At 75.2% G+C, this 20,218-nt stretch carries 17 protein-coding genes; 7 read left to right on the top strand and 10 right to left on the bottom strand.

The features are described from left to right. Positions 1–62: 62 nt before the first annotated feature. Positions 63–473 (bottom strand): VOC family protein, encoded by a 411-nt coding sequence (locus J3473_RS04695; RefSeq protein ID WP_030526224.1) that lies wholly within the window; start codon positions 471–473, stop codon positions 63–65. A gap of 63 nt (positions 474–536) precedes the next feature. Beyond that, positions 537–1,934 (bottom strand): DUF429 domain-containing protein, encoded by a 1,398-nt coding sequence (locus J3473_RS04700; RefSeq protein ID WP_242525686.1) that lies wholly within the window; start codon positions 1,932–1,934, stop codon positions 537–539. Between the two features lie 99 nt (positions 1,935–2,033). Here J3473_RS04700 and J3473_RS04705 point away from each other — a divergent pair, with 99 nt between their 5' ends. After that, positions 2,034–3,086, top strand: a complete 1,053-nt coding sequence (locus J3473_RS04705) for an NAD(P)-dependent alcohol dehydrogenase (RefSeq protein ID WP_207022129.1) — start codon at positions 2,034–2,036, stop codon at positions 3,084–3,086. On the opposite strand, the gene J3473_RS04710 is transcribed toward J3473_RS04705, so the two are convergent. Next, positions 3,037–4,677 carry a hypothetical protein gene (locus J3473_RS04710; protein ID WP_207022130.1) on the bottom strand — a complete coding sequence of 547 codons (1,641 nt, stop codon included), beginning with the start codon at positions 4,675–4,677 and terminating at the stop codon, positions 3,037–3,039. The two genes, J3473_RS04705 and J3473_RS04710, sit on opposite strands and share 50 nt — an antisense overlap. 173 nt (positions 4,678–4,850) lie before the next feature. Next, positions 4,851–6,227: a cation:dicarboxylase symporter family transporter gene (locus J3473_RS04715; RefSeq protein WP_207022131.1), complete on the bottom strand. Its 1,377-nt coding sequence runs from the start codon at positions 6,225–6,227 to the stop codon at positions 4,851–4,853. 191 nt (positions 6,228–6,418) lie between these two features. Here J3473_RS04715 and J3473_RS04720 point away from each other — a divergent pair, with 191 nt between their 5' ends. From J3473_RS04720 to J3473_RS04730, 3 genes are all read left to right on the top strand, one after another. After that, entirely contained in the window at positions 6,419–7,987 is a 1,569-nt protein-coding gene (locus J3473_RS04720) for a sensor histidine kinase (RefSeq protein ID WP_242525687.1), read from the top strand. Continuing rightward, on the top strand, positions 7,984–8,676 hold the full coding sequence (locus tag J3473_RS04725) for a response regulator (RefSeq protein WP_207022133.1): 693 nt from the start codon (positions 7,984–7,986) through the stop codon (positions 8,674–8,676). Before J3473_RS04720 ends, J3473_RS04725 begins: the two co-directional genes overlap by 4 nt. 166 nt (positions 8,677–8,842) lie before the next feature. Continuing rightward, positions 8,843–11,260 (top strand): FdhF/YdeP family oxidoreductase, encoded by a 2,418-nt coding sequence (locus J3473_RS04730; protein WP_207022134.1) that lies wholly within the window; start codon positions 8,843–8,845, stop codon positions 11,258–11,260. An 87-nt stretch (positions 11,261–11,347) separates the two neighbouring features. On the opposite strand, the gene J3473_RS04735 is transcribed toward J3473_RS04730, so the two are convergent. After that, positions 11,348–12,022: a TetR/AcrR family transcriptional regulator gene (locus J3473_RS04735; RefSeq protein WP_030526232.1), complete on the bottom strand. Its 675-nt coding sequence runs from the start codon at positions 12,020–12,022 to the stop codon at positions 11,348–11,350. A gap of 112 nt (positions 12,023–12,134) precedes the next feature. Between J3473_RS04735 and J3473_RS04740 the strand changes: the two genes are divergently transcribed. Continuing rightward, the gene (locus J3473_RS04740; RefSeq protein WP_207022135.1) at positions 12,135–13,622 is read left to right on the top strand and encodes an MFS transporter; all 1,488 of its coding nucleotides are present in this window, start codon (positions 12,135–12,137) and stop codon (positions 13,620–13,622) included. A gap of 19 nt (positions 13,623–13,641) precedes the next feature. Here J3473_RS04740 and J3473_RS04745 read toward each other — a convergent pair whose 3' ends face one another. Together J3473_RS04745 and J3473_RS04750 are read right to left on the bottom strand one after the other, a co-directional pair. Continuing rightward, a complete protein-coding gene (locus tag J3473_RS04745) occupies positions 13,642–14,136 on the bottom strand; it encodes a pyridoxamine 5'-phosphate oxidase family protein (RefSeq protein ID WP_207022136.1) in 495 nt (164 codons plus the stop codon). A gap of 178 nt (positions 14,137–14,314) precedes the next feature. Beyond that, on the bottom strand, positions 14,315–15,811 hold the full coding sequence (locus J3473_RS04750; protein WP_207022137.1) for a DHA2 family efflux MFS transporter permease subunit: 1,497 nt from the start codon (positions 15,809–15,811) through the stop codon (positions 14,315–14,317). 117 nt (positions 15,812–15,928) lie between these two features. On the opposite strand from J3473_RS04750, the gene J3473_RS04755 reads away from it, so the two are divergent. Beyond that, a complete protein-coding gene (locus tag J3473_RS04755; protein WP_051749960.1) occupies positions 15,929–16,981 on the top strand; it encodes a sigma-70 family RNA polymerase sigma factor in 1,053 nt (350 codons plus the stop codon). Positions 16,982–17,016: 35 nt separating this feature from the next. After that, entirely contained in the window at positions 17,017–17,568 is a 552-nt protein-coding gene (locus tag J3473_RS04760) for a maleylpyruvate isomerase family mycothiol-dependent enzyme (RefSeq protein ID WP_207022138.1), read from the top strand. A gap of 119 nt (positions 17,569–17,687) precedes the next feature. On the opposite strand, the gene J3473_RS04765 is transcribed toward J3473_RS04760, so the two are convergent. From J3473_RS04765 to J3473_RS04775, 3 genes are read right to left on the bottom strand one after another with little or no spacing between them, the layout of a single operon-like run. Beyond that, positions 17,688–18,572 carry a biotin-dependent carboxyltransferase family protein gene (locus J3473_RS04765; protein WP_207022139.1) on the bottom strand — a complete coding sequence of 295 codons (885 nt, stop codon included), beginning with the start codon at positions 18,570–18,572 and terminating at the stop codon, positions 17,688–17,690. Continuing rightward, positions 18,569–19,222 carry an allophanate hydrolase subunit 1 gene (locus tag J3473_RS04770; protein WP_242525688.1) on the bottom strand — a complete coding sequence of 218 codons (654 nt, stop codon included), beginning with the start codon at positions 19,220–19,222 and terminating at the stop codon, positions 18,569–18,571. The genes J3473_RS04765 and J3473_RS04770 overlap by 4 nt, the downstream gene beginning before the upstream one ends. Then, positions 19,219–19,986, bottom strand: coding sequence for a LamB/YcsF family protein (locus tag J3473_RS04775; protein ID WP_242525689.1), 768 nt, complete (start codon positions 19,984–19,986; stop codon positions 19,219–19,221). The genes J3473_RS04770 and J3473_RS04775 overlap by 4 nt, the downstream gene beginning before the upstream one ends. Between the last annotated feature and the right edge of the window lie 232 nt (positions 19,987–20,218).

Below are 20,218 nucleotides of genomic sequence, written 5' to 3' on the forward strand. Positions count from 1 at the left end.
CTGCTGCGTCGGGGCGGCGTACGCCCACGTGTCCGAGGGGATCAGCGACGCTGCGCGCGACGCTATTCCGCGGGGCTCTTGGCGGCCTCGCGCTCCGCGCTGTTGCGCAGGATGCAGAACTCGTTGCCCTCCGGGTCGGCGAGGACGACCCAGCCGGTGCCCGGACCGTACTTGCCGCGCAGGTCGGCGACCTCCGTGGCGCCGTGCGCGAGCAGGCGCGCGAGCTCGTCGTCGCGGCTGCCCTCGACCGGCTCGAGGTCGAGGTGGATGCGGTTCTTGACCGTCTTCTCCTCGGGGACCTCGATGAAGAGGATGCGGTGGGTGCGGTCGCGGCTGACGAGCATGCACTCCTCGTGGCCCGGCTCGTTGGGGTCGTCGGGCAGGTCGGTGTAGTCGAGGACGCCCTTCCACCACTCGGAGAGCTCGTAGGCGTTGCGGCAGTCGACGGAGGTGTGGGAGACGCGCGCGGTCATGCCGTCACCCTCCCACCGGCGGCGGGGGCGGGCCAACCGGGTTGCCGGCCGGGGTGACGGAGGTCAGACGTGGATGGCCGCCGTGATGCCGTCCGAGAAGACCTCCGGCGGGTCCGGGAGGCGCTCGGAGCCGCCGGCCGCGTGACGGGCGGCGGTCCACGCGACGGCGCACGCGTCGAGGACGTCGTCGGCGGCGTAGCCGCGCCCCTCGAGCACCGACGGCCGGGCGATGCCGGCGGCCGCGAGCGCGTCGAGGCGGGCCCGGCGTCCCTCGTCGGTCTTCTTGTTGGGCCGCAGGGGGGCGCCGGACATCCGGGCGAAGCAGACCTCGGGATGGACCTCGAGCACCTCGACGGTGGGTCGCGAGCGGACCCACGCGTCGACCTCGAGGATCTTCGCGCGCAGGGCGAAGGCCTGCGCCCCGACGCCCTGCCCGCTGAGCGCGCGGTTGACGGTGTCCGCGGCGGCGCGGTCGGGAGCGCCGTAGGCCTCGCGGGTCAGCGTGGTGAACACCGACGACGCCTTGCCCGGCAGCGCGCGGCGGGCCAGGGCGTCCGCGGCCCGGGTCGTGCTGTCGGGGAGGCCGATCGGGATGTCGATGCCGACGACCCGGACGTCGGCGACCTCGCGGACGGTCTCGACGAGCTCGGCGATCGTCGAGGCGACGACGACGCGCGGCCGGGGCGCGCCCGGCTCGAGCAGCGCGCCGACCCAGCCGGCCGGGCAGCCGTCGACGCCGAGGACCGGGACGTCGACCGTGACGGGTGGCGGGACCGCCGGGCCGGCCGGTGCGACGGGCGCGGCCGGCGCGAGGCCCTCGACCGCCCCGAGGACGAGGTCGAGGGTCACCTCGAACTCCGCCCCGAACGACCACCCGGGCCGCATCGTGTGGTCGCGGGCGAACTCGGTGAAGTGCGGGTAGGTCGCCGCCACCGCCTCGTCGATGATCTCGGCCTCGAGCTGCGCCAGCTCCTCCTGCCCGGCGAAGGGGAGCGAGAGCTCCTGGACCATGAAGCCGTAGAGGTGCGCGTCGACGAGCGCAAAGACGTGGCCGACCGCGGCGAGCGAGAAGCCCTGCGCGCGAAGGCATCCGATGACGGCGTCGTGGTGCGCGACGGCAGCGGGCCCGGGGGAGCGGCGCGCGTCCATCAGCCCGATCGCCCAGCGGTGGCGCAGCAGGGCCGCCCGGCCGGACACCGACCGGGCGCGCAGCTCCTGGCGCCAGGCGCCGCCCACGACCGGCGTGTGCAGCTCCGCGAAGACCGCGTCGACCATCGCGTCGAGGAGCGCGTCCTTGTTCGGCACGTGGTGGTAGAGCGACATCGCCTCGACCCCGAGCCGGCCGGCGAGGGCCCGCATCGAGAGCGCGCCGAGGCCGTCGGCGTCGGCGAGGGCGACGGCTTCGGCCACGATGCGCTCACGGCTGAGCGTGGGGCGGTCGGTGCGGGGGCGGGGCGGCACGGCGTCTCCGAGGGGTCCACGGGTGGGGTCTTGCGCGATCTTACGTCGTAAGGCTACGGTGCGACGCATCCGTCGTTCTTACGTTGTAAGGGAGTAGCCGTGCGTGCCGTCGCCCAGGACCGCTTCGGGGGCACCGACCGCCTCCACCTCACCGACCGCCCCGACCCGGAGCCCGGCAAGGGGGAGGTGCTCGTGCGCGTCGCCGCCGCCGGCCTCGACCGCGGCACCGTGCACGTGATGACCGGGCGCCCGCTCCTGGCCCGCCTGGGCCTCGGCCTGCGCCGCCCGAGGTTCCCCGTGCCGGGCCGTGACCTCTGCGGCACCGTCGTCGCCCTCGGTCCCGGCGTCACGGGCGTGGAGGTCGGCCACCGCGTCGTCGGCACCGCCGACGGGTCGTGCGCCGAGCTCGCGGTCGTCCCGGTCCCGCGTCTCGCCGCGGCCCCCCGCACGCTGACCGACGAGGAGGCGGCCGCGCTCCCGGTCTCGGGCCTCACCGCCCTCCAGGCGCTGCGAGCCGCTGGTGTCGGGCCGGGGCAGCGCGTCCTCGTCGTCGGGGCGTCCGGTGGGGTCGGCACGTACGCCGTCCAGCTCGCCGTCGCCGCCGGCGCCCGCGTGACCGGGGTGTGCAGCCGGGCCAAGGCCGAGCTCGTCCGGGGGCTCGGGGCGGCGCGCGTCGTCGCCCACGAGGAGGCCGACGTCGACGCCGAGGGCGTCCGCTACGACGCGGTCCTCGACATCGGCGGCCACCGGTCGCTGCGCACGCTGCGGGCGGTGCTCGCGCCCCGGGGCACGCTCGTCGTCGTCGGCAGCGAGGCACCCGGACGCTGGCTCGGGGGCCTCGAGCGGTCGGTGGGGGCGGCGCTGCTCTCGCCGTTCGTGCGCCAGCGCCTCGTGATGCACGTGTCCCGCGAGCGGGCCGCCGACCTCGCCGAGCTCGTCGGCCTCGTCGACGCCGGCGCGGTCCGGCCGGTCCTCGACCACGTCGTGCCCCTCGACGGGGTGGCGCGGGCCCTCGACCACGTCGCCGCCGGGCGCGCCCGGGGCAAGGTCGTCGTCCGCGTCGACGGGCGGTCGGACCGGACCGGGTCGGCCGCGGCCGCCGTCAGCGAAGGGGGCGGACCGGGGTGGCCGTCAGCCTCGCCGAGACCTTGATCGTGGCGGAGGCCGCCGGCCGCGCGGTCCCACCGCTGTCGACCGCCCGGACCGCGACGGTGTGCCGCCCGGACCACGTCGGACCCGACCACGAGGTCCCCGAGACCTGCTCGGTCCGCCCGTCGACCGTCACGGTGTAGCCACCGGAGGCGACGACGCCGGAGGGCGCCGTCCACGTCGCCTGCAGCGTCGAGCCGCTGACGGTGAGGGCGAGGTCGCGCGGGGCGACGCGCGAGCCGACGCGCAGCACGGCACCGGCCGCGGTCACCGACACCACGTCGACCCGGACACCCGTCGTCGCGTCCGTCACGGAGCCGCCCGGGAGCACCGGGGCGTCGGCGAACGAGGAGGTCGAGGGCTTGCCGTCGAGGAGCCAGCTCTGGTGCCCCGCACCGCGGTCGATGCGGAAGGTGACGCCCCGGACGGCCGGGTCCGTCGCCGCGAACGTGTCGAACGCCCCGGTGGTCGTGCGCAGCTCGGCGGTCAGCCACGACCCGTCCCGCCGCGGGATCCGCAGCTCGCGGTTCCCCGACGGCGTCTCGGACGGGACGATGCGCACGGTCCTCGCCTCGCCGGCGGGCACGGACACCGGCTTGACCTGGCCGAAGTGGACGCGGCCGGCCGCGGGGTGCAGGCGGGCATGGGTGTTGCCCATGACGGAGAACGGGTCCGCGTACTCCAGCACCGTCCCCGAGGGGTCGCTGCAGCCGGAGGGGGCCCCGAGGGTGACGTTCGTCGTCCCCGTCGTGCAGCGGTAGCCGGAGGCGTGGTGCTCACCGAAGTTGTGGCCGAGCTCGTGGGCGGTCACGAGCAGCGAGGGGGAGTCCTGGTTGATCCAGGACCAGGTGCCCGGCACCTCGGCGAGGCCGTCCCAGCCGCAGGAGGCCTGCCGCGGCACGACGACCATGATGTTCGTGTAGGCGGAGGTGTCGACCTTCGCGGCTCTGGCGGCGGCCTGTGCCTTCTCGCCCCACTCCCGGAAGTCGCAGCTCGACGGGTTGCTCCGTGTCACCGTGTAGGGGCCGACCGCGCGGCCGCCGACGGTCCACAGCCGGTCCGAGGACTCGGCGTAGAACGCCCGGACGCTCGAGGACGCGCCGAAGAGCCGCGCCGCGACGGTGCTCGGCGAGGCCGGCGCCTCGGACGGACGGTCGGCGAAGCGCAGGGAGATCGCGAGCACCGTGTAGGTGCGCTTCCCCGAGCCGGTGGGCAGGGCGAGCTCGGCGGTGCGGGAGGTGGTGCCCGAGGCGGCGAGGGCGGCGTCGGAGGTGCGCAGCGCCCCGGAGGCGGTCCGGGTGCCGCGGACGCTGACACGGGCCCCGACGAGGGGGTGCTCGTCCGTCGCCGTCACACCGGTCAGCGGGACGGGGCTGCCGGCCGTGCCGCCGGGGGTGACGGCGAGCGTCGTGCTCGTCGTGCCGCTGCCGAAGCCGTCGGCGACGAGGGCGGTCAGGGTGCCGCTCACGGTGGTCGGCCCGGTCCGCGCGCCGGGCGGGGCGGCGTGCACCGGGGCGGCGCCACCGCCGACGAGGGCCGCGGCGGACGCGGCCAGGGCCACGCCGAGGGCGAGCAGGCGGGGGCGCGGGGGCATGAGGGGTCCTGGAGGTCGGCGCGACGGGTTCACTCGCAGGGTAGGGACATCCGGGGACCGGCCGCTGCCCGTCCCGGGCGGGAAGGGCCGTCCGGCCGATGCCGGCACGGCGGAGGGCGGGCGGCCCCGTGGGGACCACCCGCCCTCCGGCGGTGCTGCGGGTGCGGCGGTGCTCAGCGCGCCGCGGGCTCGAGCTCCTCGGCGGCCGGCGGGGCCGCCTCGTGGTCGTCGATCATGCGGGCCTCGTCGAAGGGTCGCTGCCCGGCGAGCACGGCACTCATCTGCTCGCGGTCGATGGCGTTGGTCCACGTGCCGATGAGGACGGTCGCGACCGAGTTGCCCGCGAAGTTGGTCAGCGCGCGCGCCTCGCTCATGAGGCGGTCGATGCCGACGATGAAGCCGACGCCGTCGACGAGGTCGGGGCGGTGCGACTGGAGGCCGCCGGCGAGGGTCGCCAGGCCGGCGCCGGTGACACCCGCGGCGCCCTTGCTCGCGATGATCATGAAGACGAGCAGGCCGATCTGCTGGCCGATGCTGAACGGCTTGTCGAGCGCCTCGGCGATGAAGAGCGAGGCCATCGTCAGGTAGATCGCGGTGCCGTCGAGGTTGAAGGAGTAGCCGGTCGGGACGGTGATGCCGACGACCGGGCGGGAGACCCCGAGGTGCTCCATCTTCGCGATGAGCCGCGGCAGGGCCGACTCCGAGGACGAGGTCGAGAGGATGAGGAGGAACTCGCGGCCGAGGTACTTGAGGAGCGACCAGATGCCGACGCCCGCGACGACGCGGAGCATCGCCCCGAGCACACCGAAGACGAAGAGGAAGCACGTCGCGTAGAAGGCGACCATGATCAGGCCCAGGCTCTTGAGAGCGTCGAGGCCGGTGGCGCCGACGACCGCGGCCATCGCGCCGAACGCGCCGACGGGGGCGACCCACATGATCATCGCCATGAGGCGGAAGACGAGCTTCTCGAGGTGCTTGATGCCGCGCAGGATCGGCTCGCCGGCGGTGCCGAGCTTCTGCAGCGCGAAGCCGACGAGGATCGCGACGAGGAGGGTCTGCAGCACGGACCCGGAGGTGAGCGCCGAGACGAGGGTGTCGGGGACGAGGCCGAGGAGGAACTCGGTCGTCGACTCCGCCTCCGCCGAGACCTGCGACTGACCGGACTTCGCGAGCTCGTCGGTGAGGTTGAGCCCGGCGCCGGGCTGGACGATGTTGCCGACGACGAGACCGATGGCCAGGGCGACGGTCGACATCGTCAGGAAGTAGCCGAGCGCGAGGCCGCCGACCTTGCCGACCTGCGCGGCGCGGCGCACCGACCCGATGCCGAGGACGATCGTCACGAAGATGATCGGGCTGATCATCATCTTGATGAGGTTGACGAAGAACGTCCCGAGCGGCTTGAGCTCCTTGCCGAACTCCGGGAAGAGGAAGCCCACGGCGATGCCGAGGAGCATCGCGACGATGACCGCGATGTAGAGGAAGTGCGTTCTGTCGCGGCGCTTCGGGGCGGCGGTGTCGCCACCCGGCGCTGCGGGCGCGGATGCAGTCATGGCGTGAACTCCTTTGTCCGACGCAGTGGGCCTGCGCTGTCGTCGTCGAGGGTGCTCGACGACGCGGCTATCGTCACCGTTGTGTACGCAAAGTTCACGCGGGAGCGCGGGCCCCGGTCGTGAGCCGGGCGGGCGAGGGTGCCCCGGGCCGGCCCGCGCCGCCGGACGAGCCCGGGTCGCACGGGCTGAGCGTGGCGGGGCAGACGGCGCTGCTCGTCGTCGCCCTCGTCTTCGGGGTCATCGCGGCCGGGCTGGGGGCCGCCTACCTCCAGGCGCGCCAGGCGGTCACCGACCAGTCGACCGCACAGGTCCTCGCCGTCGCCCAGTCCGTCGCCGCCGAGCCCGAGGTCGTCGAGGCCGTCCGCGGCGGCGACCCCGACGGCGTGCTCCAGCCGCTCGCGGAAGGGGTGCGGCGCAGCACCGGCACCGACTTCGTCGTCGTCATGAGCCCGAGCGGCATCCGGTTCTCCCACCCGAACCCCGACCAGGTCGGGAAGCAGTTCGTCGGGCACATCGCCGCCGCGCGCGCCGGCGGGGAGGTCGTCGAGGACTACACAGGCACGCTCGGGCCGAGCCGGCGAGCGGTCGTGCCGGTGCGTGACGGGGCACGGGTCGTCGGGCTCGTCGCGGTCGGCATCGGCAAGCAGGCCGCGGACGAGCGGCTCGCCCGCGAGCTGCCGCCGCTGCTCGTCGCCGGCGTCGTGGCGGGCCTGCTCGCCGCGGTCGGCACCACGCTCATCACCCGGCGGGTGCGCCACCAGACCCGCGGGCTGCGGGCGGCCGAGCTCCAGGCGATGCACGACCACCACGACGCCGTCCTGCACTCGGTGACCGAGGGGCTCGTCCTCGTCGACCCCGGGGGCCGGGTGCGGCTGGCCAACGACGAGGCGCGCCGCCTGCTCGGGCTGCGCGAGGACCCCACCGGGCGCGACGTCGGCGAGCTCGGGCTCGCGCCACCGCTCGTCGCGGCGATGGCGGACCCCGACGTCCGCGAGGACGACCTGCACGTGACCGGCGGGCGGGTGCTCGTCCTCAACAAGGCGCGGGCGCGCCGCGACGGCGAGGACCTCGGCGCGGTCGTCACCGTCCGCGACCGCACGGACCTCGAGGAGCTGACCGGCGAGCTCGGTGCGGCGCGGGGGCTGGCCGAGGCGCTGCGCTCGCAGGCGCACGAGTCGGGCAACCGGCTGCACACGATGGTGTCGCTCATCGAGCTCGGGCACCCCGACCGCGCCGTCGAGTTCGCGACCGACGAGCTCGAGCGGGCGCAGCGGCTCACCGACGTCGTCGTCACCGGCGTCGAGGACCCGACGCTGTCGGCGCTGCTGCTCGGCAAGGCCGCCGAGGCCCACGAGCGCGGGGTCGAGCTCGTCGTCGACCCCGGGCTGCGCTGGCCCGCGGACGTCGCGCCGGCCCGCGACGTCGTCACCGTCGTCGGCAACCTCGTCGACAACGCGATCGACGCCGTCACCGGGGTCGAGGGCGTCCGGCGGGTGACCCTCGGGGCCCACGACCTCGGCGACGGGGTCGAGCTCGTCGTCGCGGACACCGGCCCGGGCATCCCGTCGGCACTGCGCGAGCGGGTGCTCGAGCGCGGCTTCTCGACGAAGTCGGTCGACGGGCCGGCCGGGTCGCGCGGCATCGGGCTGGCGCTCGTCGCCGACACCGTGCAGCGGCTCGGGGGCACGCTGCGCATCGACGAGCCGCCGGGGGCGACCGTCACGGTGCGCCTGCCCGTGCGCGCGGGGGTGGACGGGTGAGCGCGGCGGAGCAGCCCATCCGCGTGCTCGTCGTCGAGGACGAGCCGGTGGCGGCGCAGGCCCACGCGACGTACGTGGGACGCGTCGAGGGGTTCGTCGTGTCGGGGACGGTGCACACGGCCCGCGACGCCCTGCAGCACCTCGGGAGCAGCGCGGTCGACCTCGTGCTCCTCGACATGGGGCTGCCGGACCTGCCGGGGCTCGACGTCGTCCGGGCGATGCGGGCCGGCGGGCACCGGGCCGACGTCGTGGCGGTCACCTCGGCGCGTGACCTCGAGATGGTGCGCGCCGCCGTGTCGCTCGGGGTCGTCCAGTACGTCCTCAAGCCCTTCGTCTTCGGCACCCTCCGCGACCGGCTCGAGGCCTACCGCGCCTACCGGGCGGAGGCGTCGGGCGGCGTCGAGGCCGACACGCAGGCCGAGGTCGACACCCTTTTCTCGCGGCTGCGGCCCGCCGGGGGCTCGGCGGTGCCCAAGGGCATGACCGAGGACCTCCTCGCGCGCACGTCCGTCGCCCTGCGCGAGGCCGGGGGGCCGTGCTCGGCGGCCGAGCTCGGCGAGCGGCTCGGCGTCAGCCGGGTGACGGCGCGCCGGTACGGCGAGCACCTCGTGACGGCCGGGCGCGCGGCCCGCGGCAACCGCTACGCCGGCACCGGGCGCCCCGAGGTCACCTACGAGTGGACCGGCTGACCCCACCACCCCCGTCCAGGTGCCGACTACACCGCAGTAGGTGCTGCTGTGGCGACCCGTACTGCGGTGTAGCGCGCGACGGGGAGCGCGGCTGACCTGCGACGTCCTGACATTCGTCACGGACCCTGAGCCACTGCGGCGCGCCCGCGGGTGCGAGGGTGAGGACATGGCCGAGAACTCCCGCGTGACCCGGATGCTCGAGCCCTGGCGCGGTGCGCCGGAGGCCGACGTCGCCCCCACCGACGTCGACGTCCACCACCGCCGCAGGGCCGCGGCCGGGCTCGAGGCCGTCGCGGTCTCGATGAACCGCGGCATCGGCCAGATGGGGCCCGTCCGCACCCTCACCACCCTTCGGCGCCTCAACCAGGCCGACGGCTTCGACTGCATGGGCTGCGCCTGGCCCGACCCCGACCCGGAGCACCGCAGCTTCGCCGAGTTCTGCGAGAACGGCGCCAAGGCGGTCGCCGAGGAGGCCACCAAGCGGCGCGCCGACCCCGCGTTCTTCGCGCGCCACCCGGTCTCCGAGCTCGCCACGTGGAGCGACTACCAGCTCGGGCAGCAGGGGCGCATCACCGAGCCGATGCTCCTGCGCGAGGGCGGCACGCACTACGAGCCGGTGACGTGGGGCGAGGCGTTCGGCATCGTCGCCGAGGAGATGCAGGCGCTCGACTCGCCCGACGAGGCCGTGCTCTACACGAGCGGACGCGCCTCCAACGAGGCCGCGTTCGTCTTCCAGCTGTTCGCCCGGGCCTTCGGCACCAACAACCTGCCGGACTGCTCGAACATGTGCCACGAGTCGACCTCGGTCGCGCTCGCCGAGACCATCGGCATCGGCAAGGGGTCGGTGACCCTCGAGGACGTCCACGAGGCCGAGCTCGTCATCATCGCCGGGCAGAACCCCGGCACCAACCACCCGCGGATGCTCTCGGCGCTCGAGAAGTGCGTCAAGGGCGGCGGGAAGATCGTCGCCGTCAACCCGCTGCCCGAGACCGGGCTCATGAAGTTCGACAACCCGCAGACGGTCCGTGGCCTGACCGGGGTCGGCACCGACCTCGCGGACGAGTACCTGCCGATCCGCCTCGGCGGCGACCTCGCGCTCTTCCAGGCCCTCGGCGCCCTGCTCGTCGAGCGCGGTGCCGTCGACCACGACTTCGTCGACCGGTACACGACCGGGTTCGAGTCCTACAAGCAGCACGTGCGCGACCTCGACTGGGACCTCGTGCTGCGGGCGACCGGGTTGGAGCGCAGCCAGATCGAGCGGGTCGCCGACCTGCTGGTCGGCTCGTCGAAGACGGTCTTCTGCTGGGCGATGGGCGTGACGCAGCAGAAGCACGCGGTGTCGACCATCAAGGAGATCACCAACGTCGCTCTGCTGCAGGGCAACATCGGCAAGCCCGGCGCCGGCCTGTGCCCGGTGCGCGGCCACTCCAACGTCCAGGGCGACCGGACGATGGGCATCTGGGACAAGCTGCCCGCCCACTTCGCCGAGAAGCTGCGCCTCGAGTTCGGCTTCACGCCACCGAAGCAGCGCGGCCACGACGTGGTCAACAGCATCCGCGCGCTGCAGGAGAACCGGGTCAGGGTGCTCGTCGGCCTCGGGGGCAACCTCGCTGCCGCGACGCCCGACTCCGAGCTCGTCCACGAGGTCATCCGCTCGGTGAGCCTCGGGGTGCAGATCTCGACCAAGCTCAACCGCACGCACGTCCTGCCGGGGCGGCGGATGCTCATCCTGCCGTGCCTCGGCCGGACCGAGAAGGACATCACGACCGAGGGCTGGCAGGGGCTGACCGTCGAGGACTCGATGTCGCAGGTGCACCTGTCGGTCGGGCGCAACGAGCCGGCCGGCCCGATGCTGCGCGGTGAGCCGTGGATCGTCTGCCGGATGGCCGAGGCCGTCCTCGGCGACGGCCCCGAGGGCTCGAGCATCGACTGGGCCGCGATGGCCGAGGACTACTCCGCCATCCGCCGGCACATCGGCCACGTGGTCCCCGGCTGCGACGCCTACGACGACAAGGTCCAGCGGCCCGGCGGGTTCACCCTGCCGCACCCGCCCCGCGACTCGCGCGTCTTCGAGACCGCGTCGGGGAAGGCCGAGATCTCGTCGGTGCCGATCGAGCTGCTCGAGGCGCGCGAGGGCCGGCTCGTCCTGCAGACGCTGCGCAGCCACGACCAGTTCAACACGACGATCTACGGCCACGACGACCGCTACCGCGGCCTCGCCGGCGGGCGCAACGTCGTCATGGTGCACCCCGACGACATCCGCGGGCTGGGCCTGCGCGAGGGCGAGCTCTACGACGTCGTCTCGGAGTGGGTCGACGGCTCCGAGCGGGTGGCGCACGGCTACCGGGTCGTCTCGTACCCGACGGCGCGCGGCTGCGCGGCGGCCTACTACCCCGAGTGCAACGTCCTCGTCCCGCTCGACCACGTCGCCGAGGGCAGCAACTGCCCGGTGTCCAAGGGCCTCGTCGTCCGGTTCGAGCCGCTCGGCTCGTGCGGGCGCGTCGACTGCGACCCCGAGAGCCGGGTCAGGTCCGGCAGCGACCAGAAGAACCGCAGCGACGTCGAGCCGCACCACCTGAGCTGACACGGGCTCCGCTCGCCACCTCGCCGGGATGCTCCCTCGGCTCCCGGAAGCCTCCGGGTGCCGGGGGAGCTTCTGCGATCGGCGGGGTCAGGCGCCGGCCTGGAGACGCAGCCCGGCGAGCAGCAGGTCCAGCCCCGCCCGGAACTGGTCGGTGTCGTCGTGGCCGGCGAACTCGTCGGCGATCTCGTGGAGGTACGGGAACTCGACCGGGTCGAGGGCCCGCCACTGGTCGACCGCGGCGTCGAGGTACTCGTGGCGCCCGACCTCGCCCGAGAGCACCTCGGCCGGGGGGTCCTGCCCGAGGTCGGCCGCGGTGCCGACGACGAAGCCGACGACCGCGGACACCGCGTGGAAGCGCTGGCGTGGCGTGAGGTCCAGGCGCAGGGCCTGCTGGCCGAGCTTCTCGAACAGGCGCAGGGCGTTGGGCTGCACGAGCGTGTTGCGCATGAAGTAGGCACCGAGCCACGGGCGCTCGACGATCGCGTCGAAGAGGGTGACGGCGATGGTGCGCAGGTCGTCGACCGGGTCGGCGCCGCCGACGTCGCGGACGTCGGCGAGGACGCCCGCGAGGACGTGGTCCGAGGCCCGGTCGAGCAGCTCGTCCTTGCTCGAGACGTACCAGTACACGCTGCCGACGCCACCACCGAGCCGCCCGGCCAGCGCGCGGAAGTTCAGCCCGGGCTCCCCGTGCTCGTCGAGCAGGGCGACGGCCTCGGTGAGGACGGACTCCAGCGAGTGCGAGGCGCGTCGACGAGGGGGCACGCCCCCATGAGACCACACCCGGACGCGGGGTCTTGCCGCGGACCGAACAACGTTCTATAGTCTCGAACGTCGTTCGACTACCGAACGACGTTCGATTCAGAGAGGAGGCGCCATGACCTCCATCCCGGCCACCGCGCCCCGCACGTACCCGTCCCTCCGCGCCGCCTGGGTGCCGCTGGCCGCCCTCTGCCTCGCCTTCTTCGTCGAGATGGTCGACAACACGCTGCTCACCGTGGCGCTGCCGACCATCGGCCGCGACCTCGGCAGCGGGACGACCGCCCTCCAGTGGGTCACCGGCGCCTACTCGTTGACCTTCGGGGGCCTGCTGCTCACCGCCGGCTCGATGGCCGACCGGCTCGGCCGCCGCCGGGTCCTCCTCGTCGGCCTCGCGGTCTTCGGCCTCGTGAGCCTCACCGTGGCCGCCGTCTCGACGACCGGCGAGCTCGTCCTCGTGCGTGCCGCGCTCGGGGTCGCCGCCGCCGCGATGGCCCCGATCACCAACTCGCTCGTCTTCCGGCTGTTCGGCGACCAGGCCCTGCGGATGCGGGCGATGACGGTGATGATCGTCGTCGGCATGTCCGGCTTCGTCCTCGGACCGCTGCTCGGCGGCACCGCGCTCGCGCACGTCCGGTGGGAGTGGCTGCTGCTCGTCAACGCCCCGATCGCCCTCCTCGCCTGGGTGGGCGTCCGGCTCGGCGTCCCGGCCGACCGCCGCGAGGACCTGACCGACGACCGCCTCGACCTCGGTGGCACGGTGCTCAGCCTCGCCGCCATCGGCCTCGGCTGCTGGTCGCTGACCAGCGGGGTCGAGCACGGCTGGCTCTCGGCGTGGACCGTGGCCGCGCTCGTCGGGGCGGCCCTGGCGGTGGTCGCCTTCGTGCGGCACGAGCGCCGCACGCCGTCCCCGATGCTCGACCTCGCGCTCGTGCGCACCGGGACGGTTCGGGGCGCGGCGCTGGCGCAGGTCGGCACGTCGATCGCCATGGCCGGCGTGATGTTCGGGCTGATCCTGCACTTCCAGTACGCCTATGGCTGGAGCCCGGTGCGCGCCGGGCTGGCCAACCTGCCGATGGTCGCGACGATGCTCCTCGCGACCCCGGTCACGGAGCGGCTGGTCGGGCACCTCGGCCACCGGGTCGCGTGCCTCGTCGGCGCGGGACTGCTCACGGCCTCGCTCGCCGGGATGGCCTGGGGCGTCTCGCACGGCTACCCCGCCGTGGCGGCGGCGATGGTCGTGCTCACCCTCGGCCTGCGCACGGTGATGACCACCTGCGCCGTCGCCCTCGTCGACGCCATGCCGGCCAACCGCACGTCCATCGGCACCGCGCTCAACGACACGGCGCAGGAGGTCGGGTCCAGCGTGGGCGTCGCCGTCGTCGGCACGCTCGTCGCGCTCCTCGTCACCCGGTCGCTGCCGGCGGGCCGGTGGGGGAGCGACCTCGTCGACGCGTTCTTCCGGGGTGAGCGGGTGACCTACCTCGTGCTCGCGCTCCTCGTCGGGGTCGTCGCGACCTGGGGCGCCTCGTCCCTCACCGACTCCCGCAGCGTCGAGGAGCACCCGCAGGACGCCACGGACGAGGAGGTGGCCGGCATCCGCTGACGCCGGCCACCCGCGGGGGTCAGAGCTCGACGGTGCGGTGGTCGACGGGGAACTCGTCGGGGTCGTCGCGGCGGATGGCCCGGGCCATCCCCAGCATCTGCTTGACCCGGCTCGTGGCCGCGTCCCAGTACTCGGCGGTCTCGCCGTGGACCTTGACAAGCGCGAGGCCGGGGGTCTCGAGGCCGTCGGGGAACCACGTCTCGAGCGGCTTGGCCCACAGCTCCTCGGCCTTGGCCCGGTCGTGGACCACCTCGGCGCGGCCGCTGATGGAGGTCCACTCGCTCTTGCGGTCGTTGGAGAAGGACACGTTGACGCGGGGGTTCTCGCGGATCTGGCGCACCTTGTCCGAGCCCTCGTCGACGAAGAACCACAGGTCCCCGTCGAACTCGGTCTCCTGCACGGCCATCGGTCGGCTCACGTGGTCGCCGTCGGGGGTCATCGTCGTGAGCATCGCCGACTGGGCGCGCCCCACGAGCTCGACCACCGTGGCCCGGTCGTCCTGGTCCTGTGCCATGGTCACTCCGTTCGTCCCGGCCCGCCCCAGCGGCGCACCGCACCCCGGGGCTACCCCGTCCGGCGACGCGGCAACCTCGGAACCCGAACGGTGTCCGCCGTGCTGACTCCCGGATGCTCCCGCGCCACCGCGAAGGTCGCGGGAGGCGCGGGAGCATCCGGGAGGGCGAGGAGCCGCGTCAGTGGGCGGCCGGTGCGCCCTCCCCGCTCTCGAGGCCGGCCGTCGGCGGCAGGCGGTTCGGCAGGAGCAGGGCGAGGCCGACGACGCCGACCGCGAGGACGGCCGCGACGCTGAAGGCCGCACGCACCCCGCCGACGTACGCCGCGGCCTCGCCGGCGCCGCCCGCCGCCAGCTGCGCCGACCGCCACGAGAGCACGGTCACCGTCAGCGCCGTGCCGACCGCCGCGGACACCTGCTGGGCCGTGCCGAGCAGGGAGGACCCGTGGGCGTAGAGGTGCGCGGGCAGGGCGCCGAGGCCGAGGGTGAAGGCCGGCGTGAACAGCGCCGCGAGCGAGACCATGAGGAGCACCTGCACCGCGAGGAGGAGGACGTACGGCGTCCCGTCGGTGAGGCGGGAGAGCGCGGCGAGCGAGGCCAGGACCCCGAGCGAGCCCGGCACGACGAGCGGTCGCGCCCCCACCCGGTCGAGGACCCGCCCGACCACCGGCCCGAGCAGACCCATCGCGATGCCGCCCGGCGCGACGAGCAGCCCGGTCTGCAGCGGGGAGAGGCCGCGCAGGTCCTGGAGGTAGAGCGGCAGGAGGATCATCGCGCCGAGCATCGTGAGGAAGGCGAGCGACTGCATCGCGAGCGAGACCGCGTACGTGCGGTGGGTCAGGGCGCGCAGGTCGAGGAGCGGCTCGGACCGCCGCGTCAGGGCGCGCTGGCGCAGGACGAAGCCCGCGACGACGAGCACGCCGCCGAGCGCCCAGCCCCACGCGGGCACCGCCCCGGGGTGCTCCTCGCCGACCCGGCTCAGGCCGTAGACGAGCGCCCCGAAGCCGAGGGCCGACAGGACGACGCTCGCCCAGTCGACGCGCGAGGCGCGCACCTCGCCGACGTCGGTGAGGCGGCGCAGCCCGGCGACGCCGACGAGCACGACGACCGGCAGGACGAGCCCGAACAGCCAGCGCCACCCGGCCGCGGCGAGCACGACGCCCGAGAGCGCCGGCCCGAGCGCGGGCGCCACCGAGATGGCGAGCGTGACGTTGCCCATGACCCGGCCGCGGTCGCGCTCGTCGACGACCGTCATGAGCGTCGTCATGAGCAGCGGCATCATCACGGCGGTGCCGGCCGCCTGGACGACCCGGCCGCCGACGAGGACCGGGAAGGTCGGCGCGAGCGCGCAGACGAGCGTGCCCACGCCGAAGACCGACATCGCCACGGTGAAGGCCTGCCGGGTCGTGACCCGCTGCAGGAACCAGCCCGTGACCGGGATGACGACGGCCATCGTCAGCATGAACGCCGTCGAGAGCCACTGTGCCGCACGGGCGCCCACGTCGAACTGGACCATGAGGCGGGGGATCGCGTTGACCATCACGGTCTCGTTGAGGATGACGGTGAAGGTCGCCGCGACGAGCCAGCGCAGCACCGGGTAGGTGCGTGCCGGGGCGTCCGGGGCCGCCGCCGCGGGGGCCGCGGGGGCGTCGAGGGTGGTGGAATCGGTGGTCGTCATGGTGGGATCGACCGGGACACCGGCCGGAAGTCATCGTCGCCGCGGCGATGAGTTCGGCGGCCGACGCCGGTCGGTACGGCTGAGAGGCACCACGGGGGTGCCGGGAGGAGGACCGCGATGACGTCCACGGGCTCACCGACCCGGGCCGCGGCCGACGGGGGCACCCGCGCCGACGCCGACACCGACTTCGACGCCGCCGTCGGCCGGTACCGCCGCGAGCTGCTCGCGCACTGCTACCGGATGACGGGGTCGCCGAGCGACGCCGAGGACCTCGTGCAGGAGGTCTACCTGCGCGCGTGGCGGGCGTACGGCTCGTTCGAGGGGCGCTCCTCGCTGCGCACGTGGCTGCACCGCATCGCGACCAACGTCTGCCTCACCGCGCTCGAGGGCAAGGACCGCCGCCCGCTGCCGTCCGGCCTCGGCACGGCCTCCTCCGAGGGTGCCGACCCGCTCGACGAGCGCACCGAGGTCCCGTGGCTCGGCCCGATGCCGGACGCCGCGCTCCTCGGCACCGCCGACCCGGCCGACGTCGTCGCCGAGCGCGACACCGTCCGGCTGGCCTTCGTCGCGGCGCTGCAGCACCTGCCGGCGCGCCAGCGGGCCGTCCTCGTCCTGCGCGACGTCCTGCGCTGGTCCGCGGCCGAGGTCGCGGAGGCCACCGGCTCGTCGGTCGCGTCGGTCAACAGCGCGCTCCAGCGGGCCCGCGCGACCCTCGGCGACGTCGCCCCCACACCGGACGCCCCGCGCGCCGAGCTCGACGACGAGCAGCGCGCCCTCCTCGACCGGTACGTCGACGCGTTCTGGCGCAAGGACCCCGACGCCATCGCGCGCCTGTTCACGCAGGACGCCGTCTGGGAGATGCCGCCCTTCGCCGGGTGGTACCAGGGGCCGCGCACCATCGCCGAGCTCGTCGACACCCAGTGCCCCGGCGGCACCTACGACATGCCGATGCTGCCGACGACGTGCAACGGGCAGCCGGCGTTCGGCCTCTACATGCGCGAGGAGGGCCCGGGCGGCGACGTCTTCCGGCCCTTCCAGCTGCAGGTGCTCGAGCTCGAGGGCCCGCTCGTCAAGCACGCCGTCGTGTTCTTCGACCCCGCGTACTTCGCGCTGGCCGGGCTGCCGGAGCAGCTCGGGCCGGACGACGTCCCCGCCCGACCGGGGGAGTGAGCGTGCACCCCGCGGACTGCCGTCCGGGGGTCGACGTGGAGCTGCTGGACCGGTCGCTGGCCTGGACCCGCGGCGTCCTCGTGGGGGTCACCGACGACGACGCCGACCGGCCGACCCCCTGCGCCGCCTGGACGCTCGCCGACCTCCTCGTGCACATGGTCGACTCCCTCGAGGTCGTCACCGAGCTCTCGCTCGGCCGGATGGCGAGCGTCGGGCCGCCGCCGACCTCCCGCCGGCCGACCGTGCTCGCCGACCACCTGCGCGTGCTGGGCTGCGCCCTCCTCGAGGGGTGGGTGCGCGACGGCGGTCCGGGGCCGGTGCTCGTCGGCGACCGGCGCCTGGAGCCGGACGTGGCGCTCGAGGTGTCGTCGGTGGAGGTCGCGGTGCACGGGTGGGACGTCGCCGCCGCGCTCGGGTCGCCGGCGCCGTTCCCGCCGCTGCTCGCCGCCGCCCTGCTGCCCGTGGCCCTGCGCCGCGTGCCGGCCGGCGTGCGCCATCCGCGCTTCGCGCCCCCGGTGCCGCCGCGGGCGACCGACCCCGCGTCCCTCCTGCTCGCGCACCTCGGCCGGGTGCACCCCGTCGAGTGAGCAGGACGCGCCGCCTGCGGGCCGGCGCACACGGCGTGTCCTGTTCACTCGACGGGTGGGAGGGGCCGAGGAGCCGACGGATGCCGGGGTGCGGTCGGCGGGGCGGCGGGCCGGTGGCGTCAGCGGGCCGGGGTCGTGACCGCGCGCAGGCGCACGGCCTGTCCGGGGCGCAGCTGGGCGGCGCGATCGGCCGAGGCCTCGGTCAGCACGGCGACGACCGGGTAGCCGCCGGTCACCGGGTGGTCGGCGAGGAACACGACGGCCTCGCCGCCGGGCGGCAGCTGGACGGCGCCGCGCACCATCCCCTCGCTCGGGAGCTCGTCGGCCGCGTGCTCCGGGAGGCGCTCGACGGGGGCGTCGACCGGCCGGAGCCGCACGCCGACCCGGTCGCTGTCCGGGCCGACGACCCAGCCGCCCCGGGTCACCGCCGCGAGGCCGCCGACCCACGAGGTGCGTGGCCCCGGCAGCGCGTCGAGGACGACCTCACCCGGCTCCGGAGGCGGCACCACGGCGTGGTCGACGTGCGGGAAGGTCGCCGGCGCGGGTCCGACCGGCAGGACGTCCCCGGGCCGCACCGGGGCCGGGCCGAGCCCGGACAGGACGTCGGTCGAGCGCGAGCCGAGCACGGCCGGCACGTCGAGGCCACCGCGCACCGCGAGGTAGGAGCGCAGGCCTGCGGTGGGCGCGCCGAGGGCCAGCTCGGCGCCGTCGCGCAGCTCCAGCACGGCGGCGTGGGGCGCCGGCCGGCCGTCGACCACGAGCGGTCCCACCGCCCCGGTGACGGCGACGAGCACGCGGCCCCGCGCCCGGACGACGAGCCCACCGAGCAGCACCTCGAGCGCCGCCGGGTCGTCCCGGTGCCCGACGAGCCGGCAGGCCAGCCGGTACGCGCCTCTGTCGGCGGCCCCGGACCGGCCCACCCCGACCGCGGCGAGCCCCAGCCGCCCGGCGTCCTCGAGCAGCACCTGCGCCCCCGTGCGCACGACCTCGAGCGCGGACGTCATCCGTCCACCGCCACGAAGCGGACGAGCCCACCAGGGCGCAGCAGCGCGGGCGGCTCGCGCTCGGCGTCCCACAGCACGACGTCCGTCGTGCCGACGAGTCGCCAGCCGCCGGGCGAGGCGCGCGGGTAGACACCGGAGAACTCCCCGGCCAGCCCGACCGACCCCGCCGGCACCGAGGGGCGCGGGGTGTCGCGGCGCGGCACGCGCAGCCGCGGGTCGCCGCCGACGAGGTAGGCGAACCCCGGCGCGAACCCGCCGAAGGCGACGCGCCAGGGCGTGCCGGTGTGCGCGGCGACGACCTCCCCGGCGGTCAGGCCGGTCAGCCGGGCCACGTCGTCGAGGTCCGGCCCGTCGTAGCGCACCGGCACCTCGACGAGGTCGCCGTCGGTGGGGGTCGAGGCGTCGGCGTGGACGACCGCGGCCAGCGTGCGGACGGCATCCGCGACGGGGGCCGGGTCGAGCCGGTCACCGACGAGCAGGAGAGTCCGGGCGGCGGGGACGACGTCGGTCACGCCAGACCACGGCGCGCCGCCTCGGGCGACCGCGGCCCGGACCGCGACGGCCAGCGCGAGGACCTCGGCCAGGCCGGGCGCCTCGACGAGGACGGCGTGCTCCCCGGCGGGCAGGACCTGCACGGGGACGCCGCTCACGGCTCGACGACCGCCCGCAGGCCGATGCCGGCCGCCGCCAGCGCGTCGCGGACGGCCTGAGTGACGGCGACCGCGCCGGGGGTGTCGCCGTGGACGCACACGGAGTCGGGGGTGACGGGGACGAGCGTGCCGTCGACGGCCTCGACGACGCCGTCGCGCACCATCCGCACGACCCGTGCGGCGACCTGCGCGGGGTCGGTCACGAGCGCGCCGGGGTCACGGCGTGGCACGAGCCGGCCCGCGGCGTCGTATCCGCGGTCGGCGAAGGCCTCGGCGACGGTCGCCAGGCCGGCGTCCGCCGAGATCGTCAGCAGGACCGAGCCGGGCAGACCCATCACCGGGAGCGAGGCGTCCCACGCGACGACGGCGTCGACGACCGCCCGCGCCTGCCCCTCGTCCACCGCGGCCGTCGTGTAGAGCGCGCCGTGCGGCTTGACGTACCGGACGCGCGTGCCGGCCACCCGGCACATCGCCTCGAGCGCGCCGAGCTGGTAGAGCACGTCGGCGGTCAGGTCCTCCGGCGGGATGTCGATGCGGCGCCGCCCGAACCCCGCGAGGTCGCGGTAGCCGACCTGCGCGCCGACGACCACGCCGGCGGCCGCGGCCTGCGCGACGGTCCGGCGGATGGTCGTGGGGTCACCCGCGTGGAAGCCGCAGGCGACGTTCGCGCTGGTCACGACCCGGAGCATCGCGGCGTCGTCGCCGAGCGTCCACGCCCCGAAGGACTCGCCGAGGTCGGCGTTGAGGTCGATGACGGCTCCCACGGCGCCGACGCTACCGGCCGGCCGGGGCGACGACCCCAAGGCAACCCCAAGGTGGCGGCGGGACCCTGCCCGGATCGGCGCGCAGGGGCGCCGGGGAAGCGGGACCGCCATGGTCGGGTACAGCAGCAGGCGACAGGGGCTCCGAGGGCCCGGACTCCGTGCGGCGGGCCGGCCCCGCCGGGGATGGCGACACGTGGTGGTCGCCGTCGTGGCAGCGACGGTGGCGGGAGGC

It is taken from the genome of Phycicoccus sp. DTK01 (assembly GCF_017312765.1).
Classification (GTDB): Bacteria; Actinomycetota; Actinomycetes; order Actinomycetales; family Dermatophilaceae; genus Phycicoccus; species Phycicoccus jejuensis.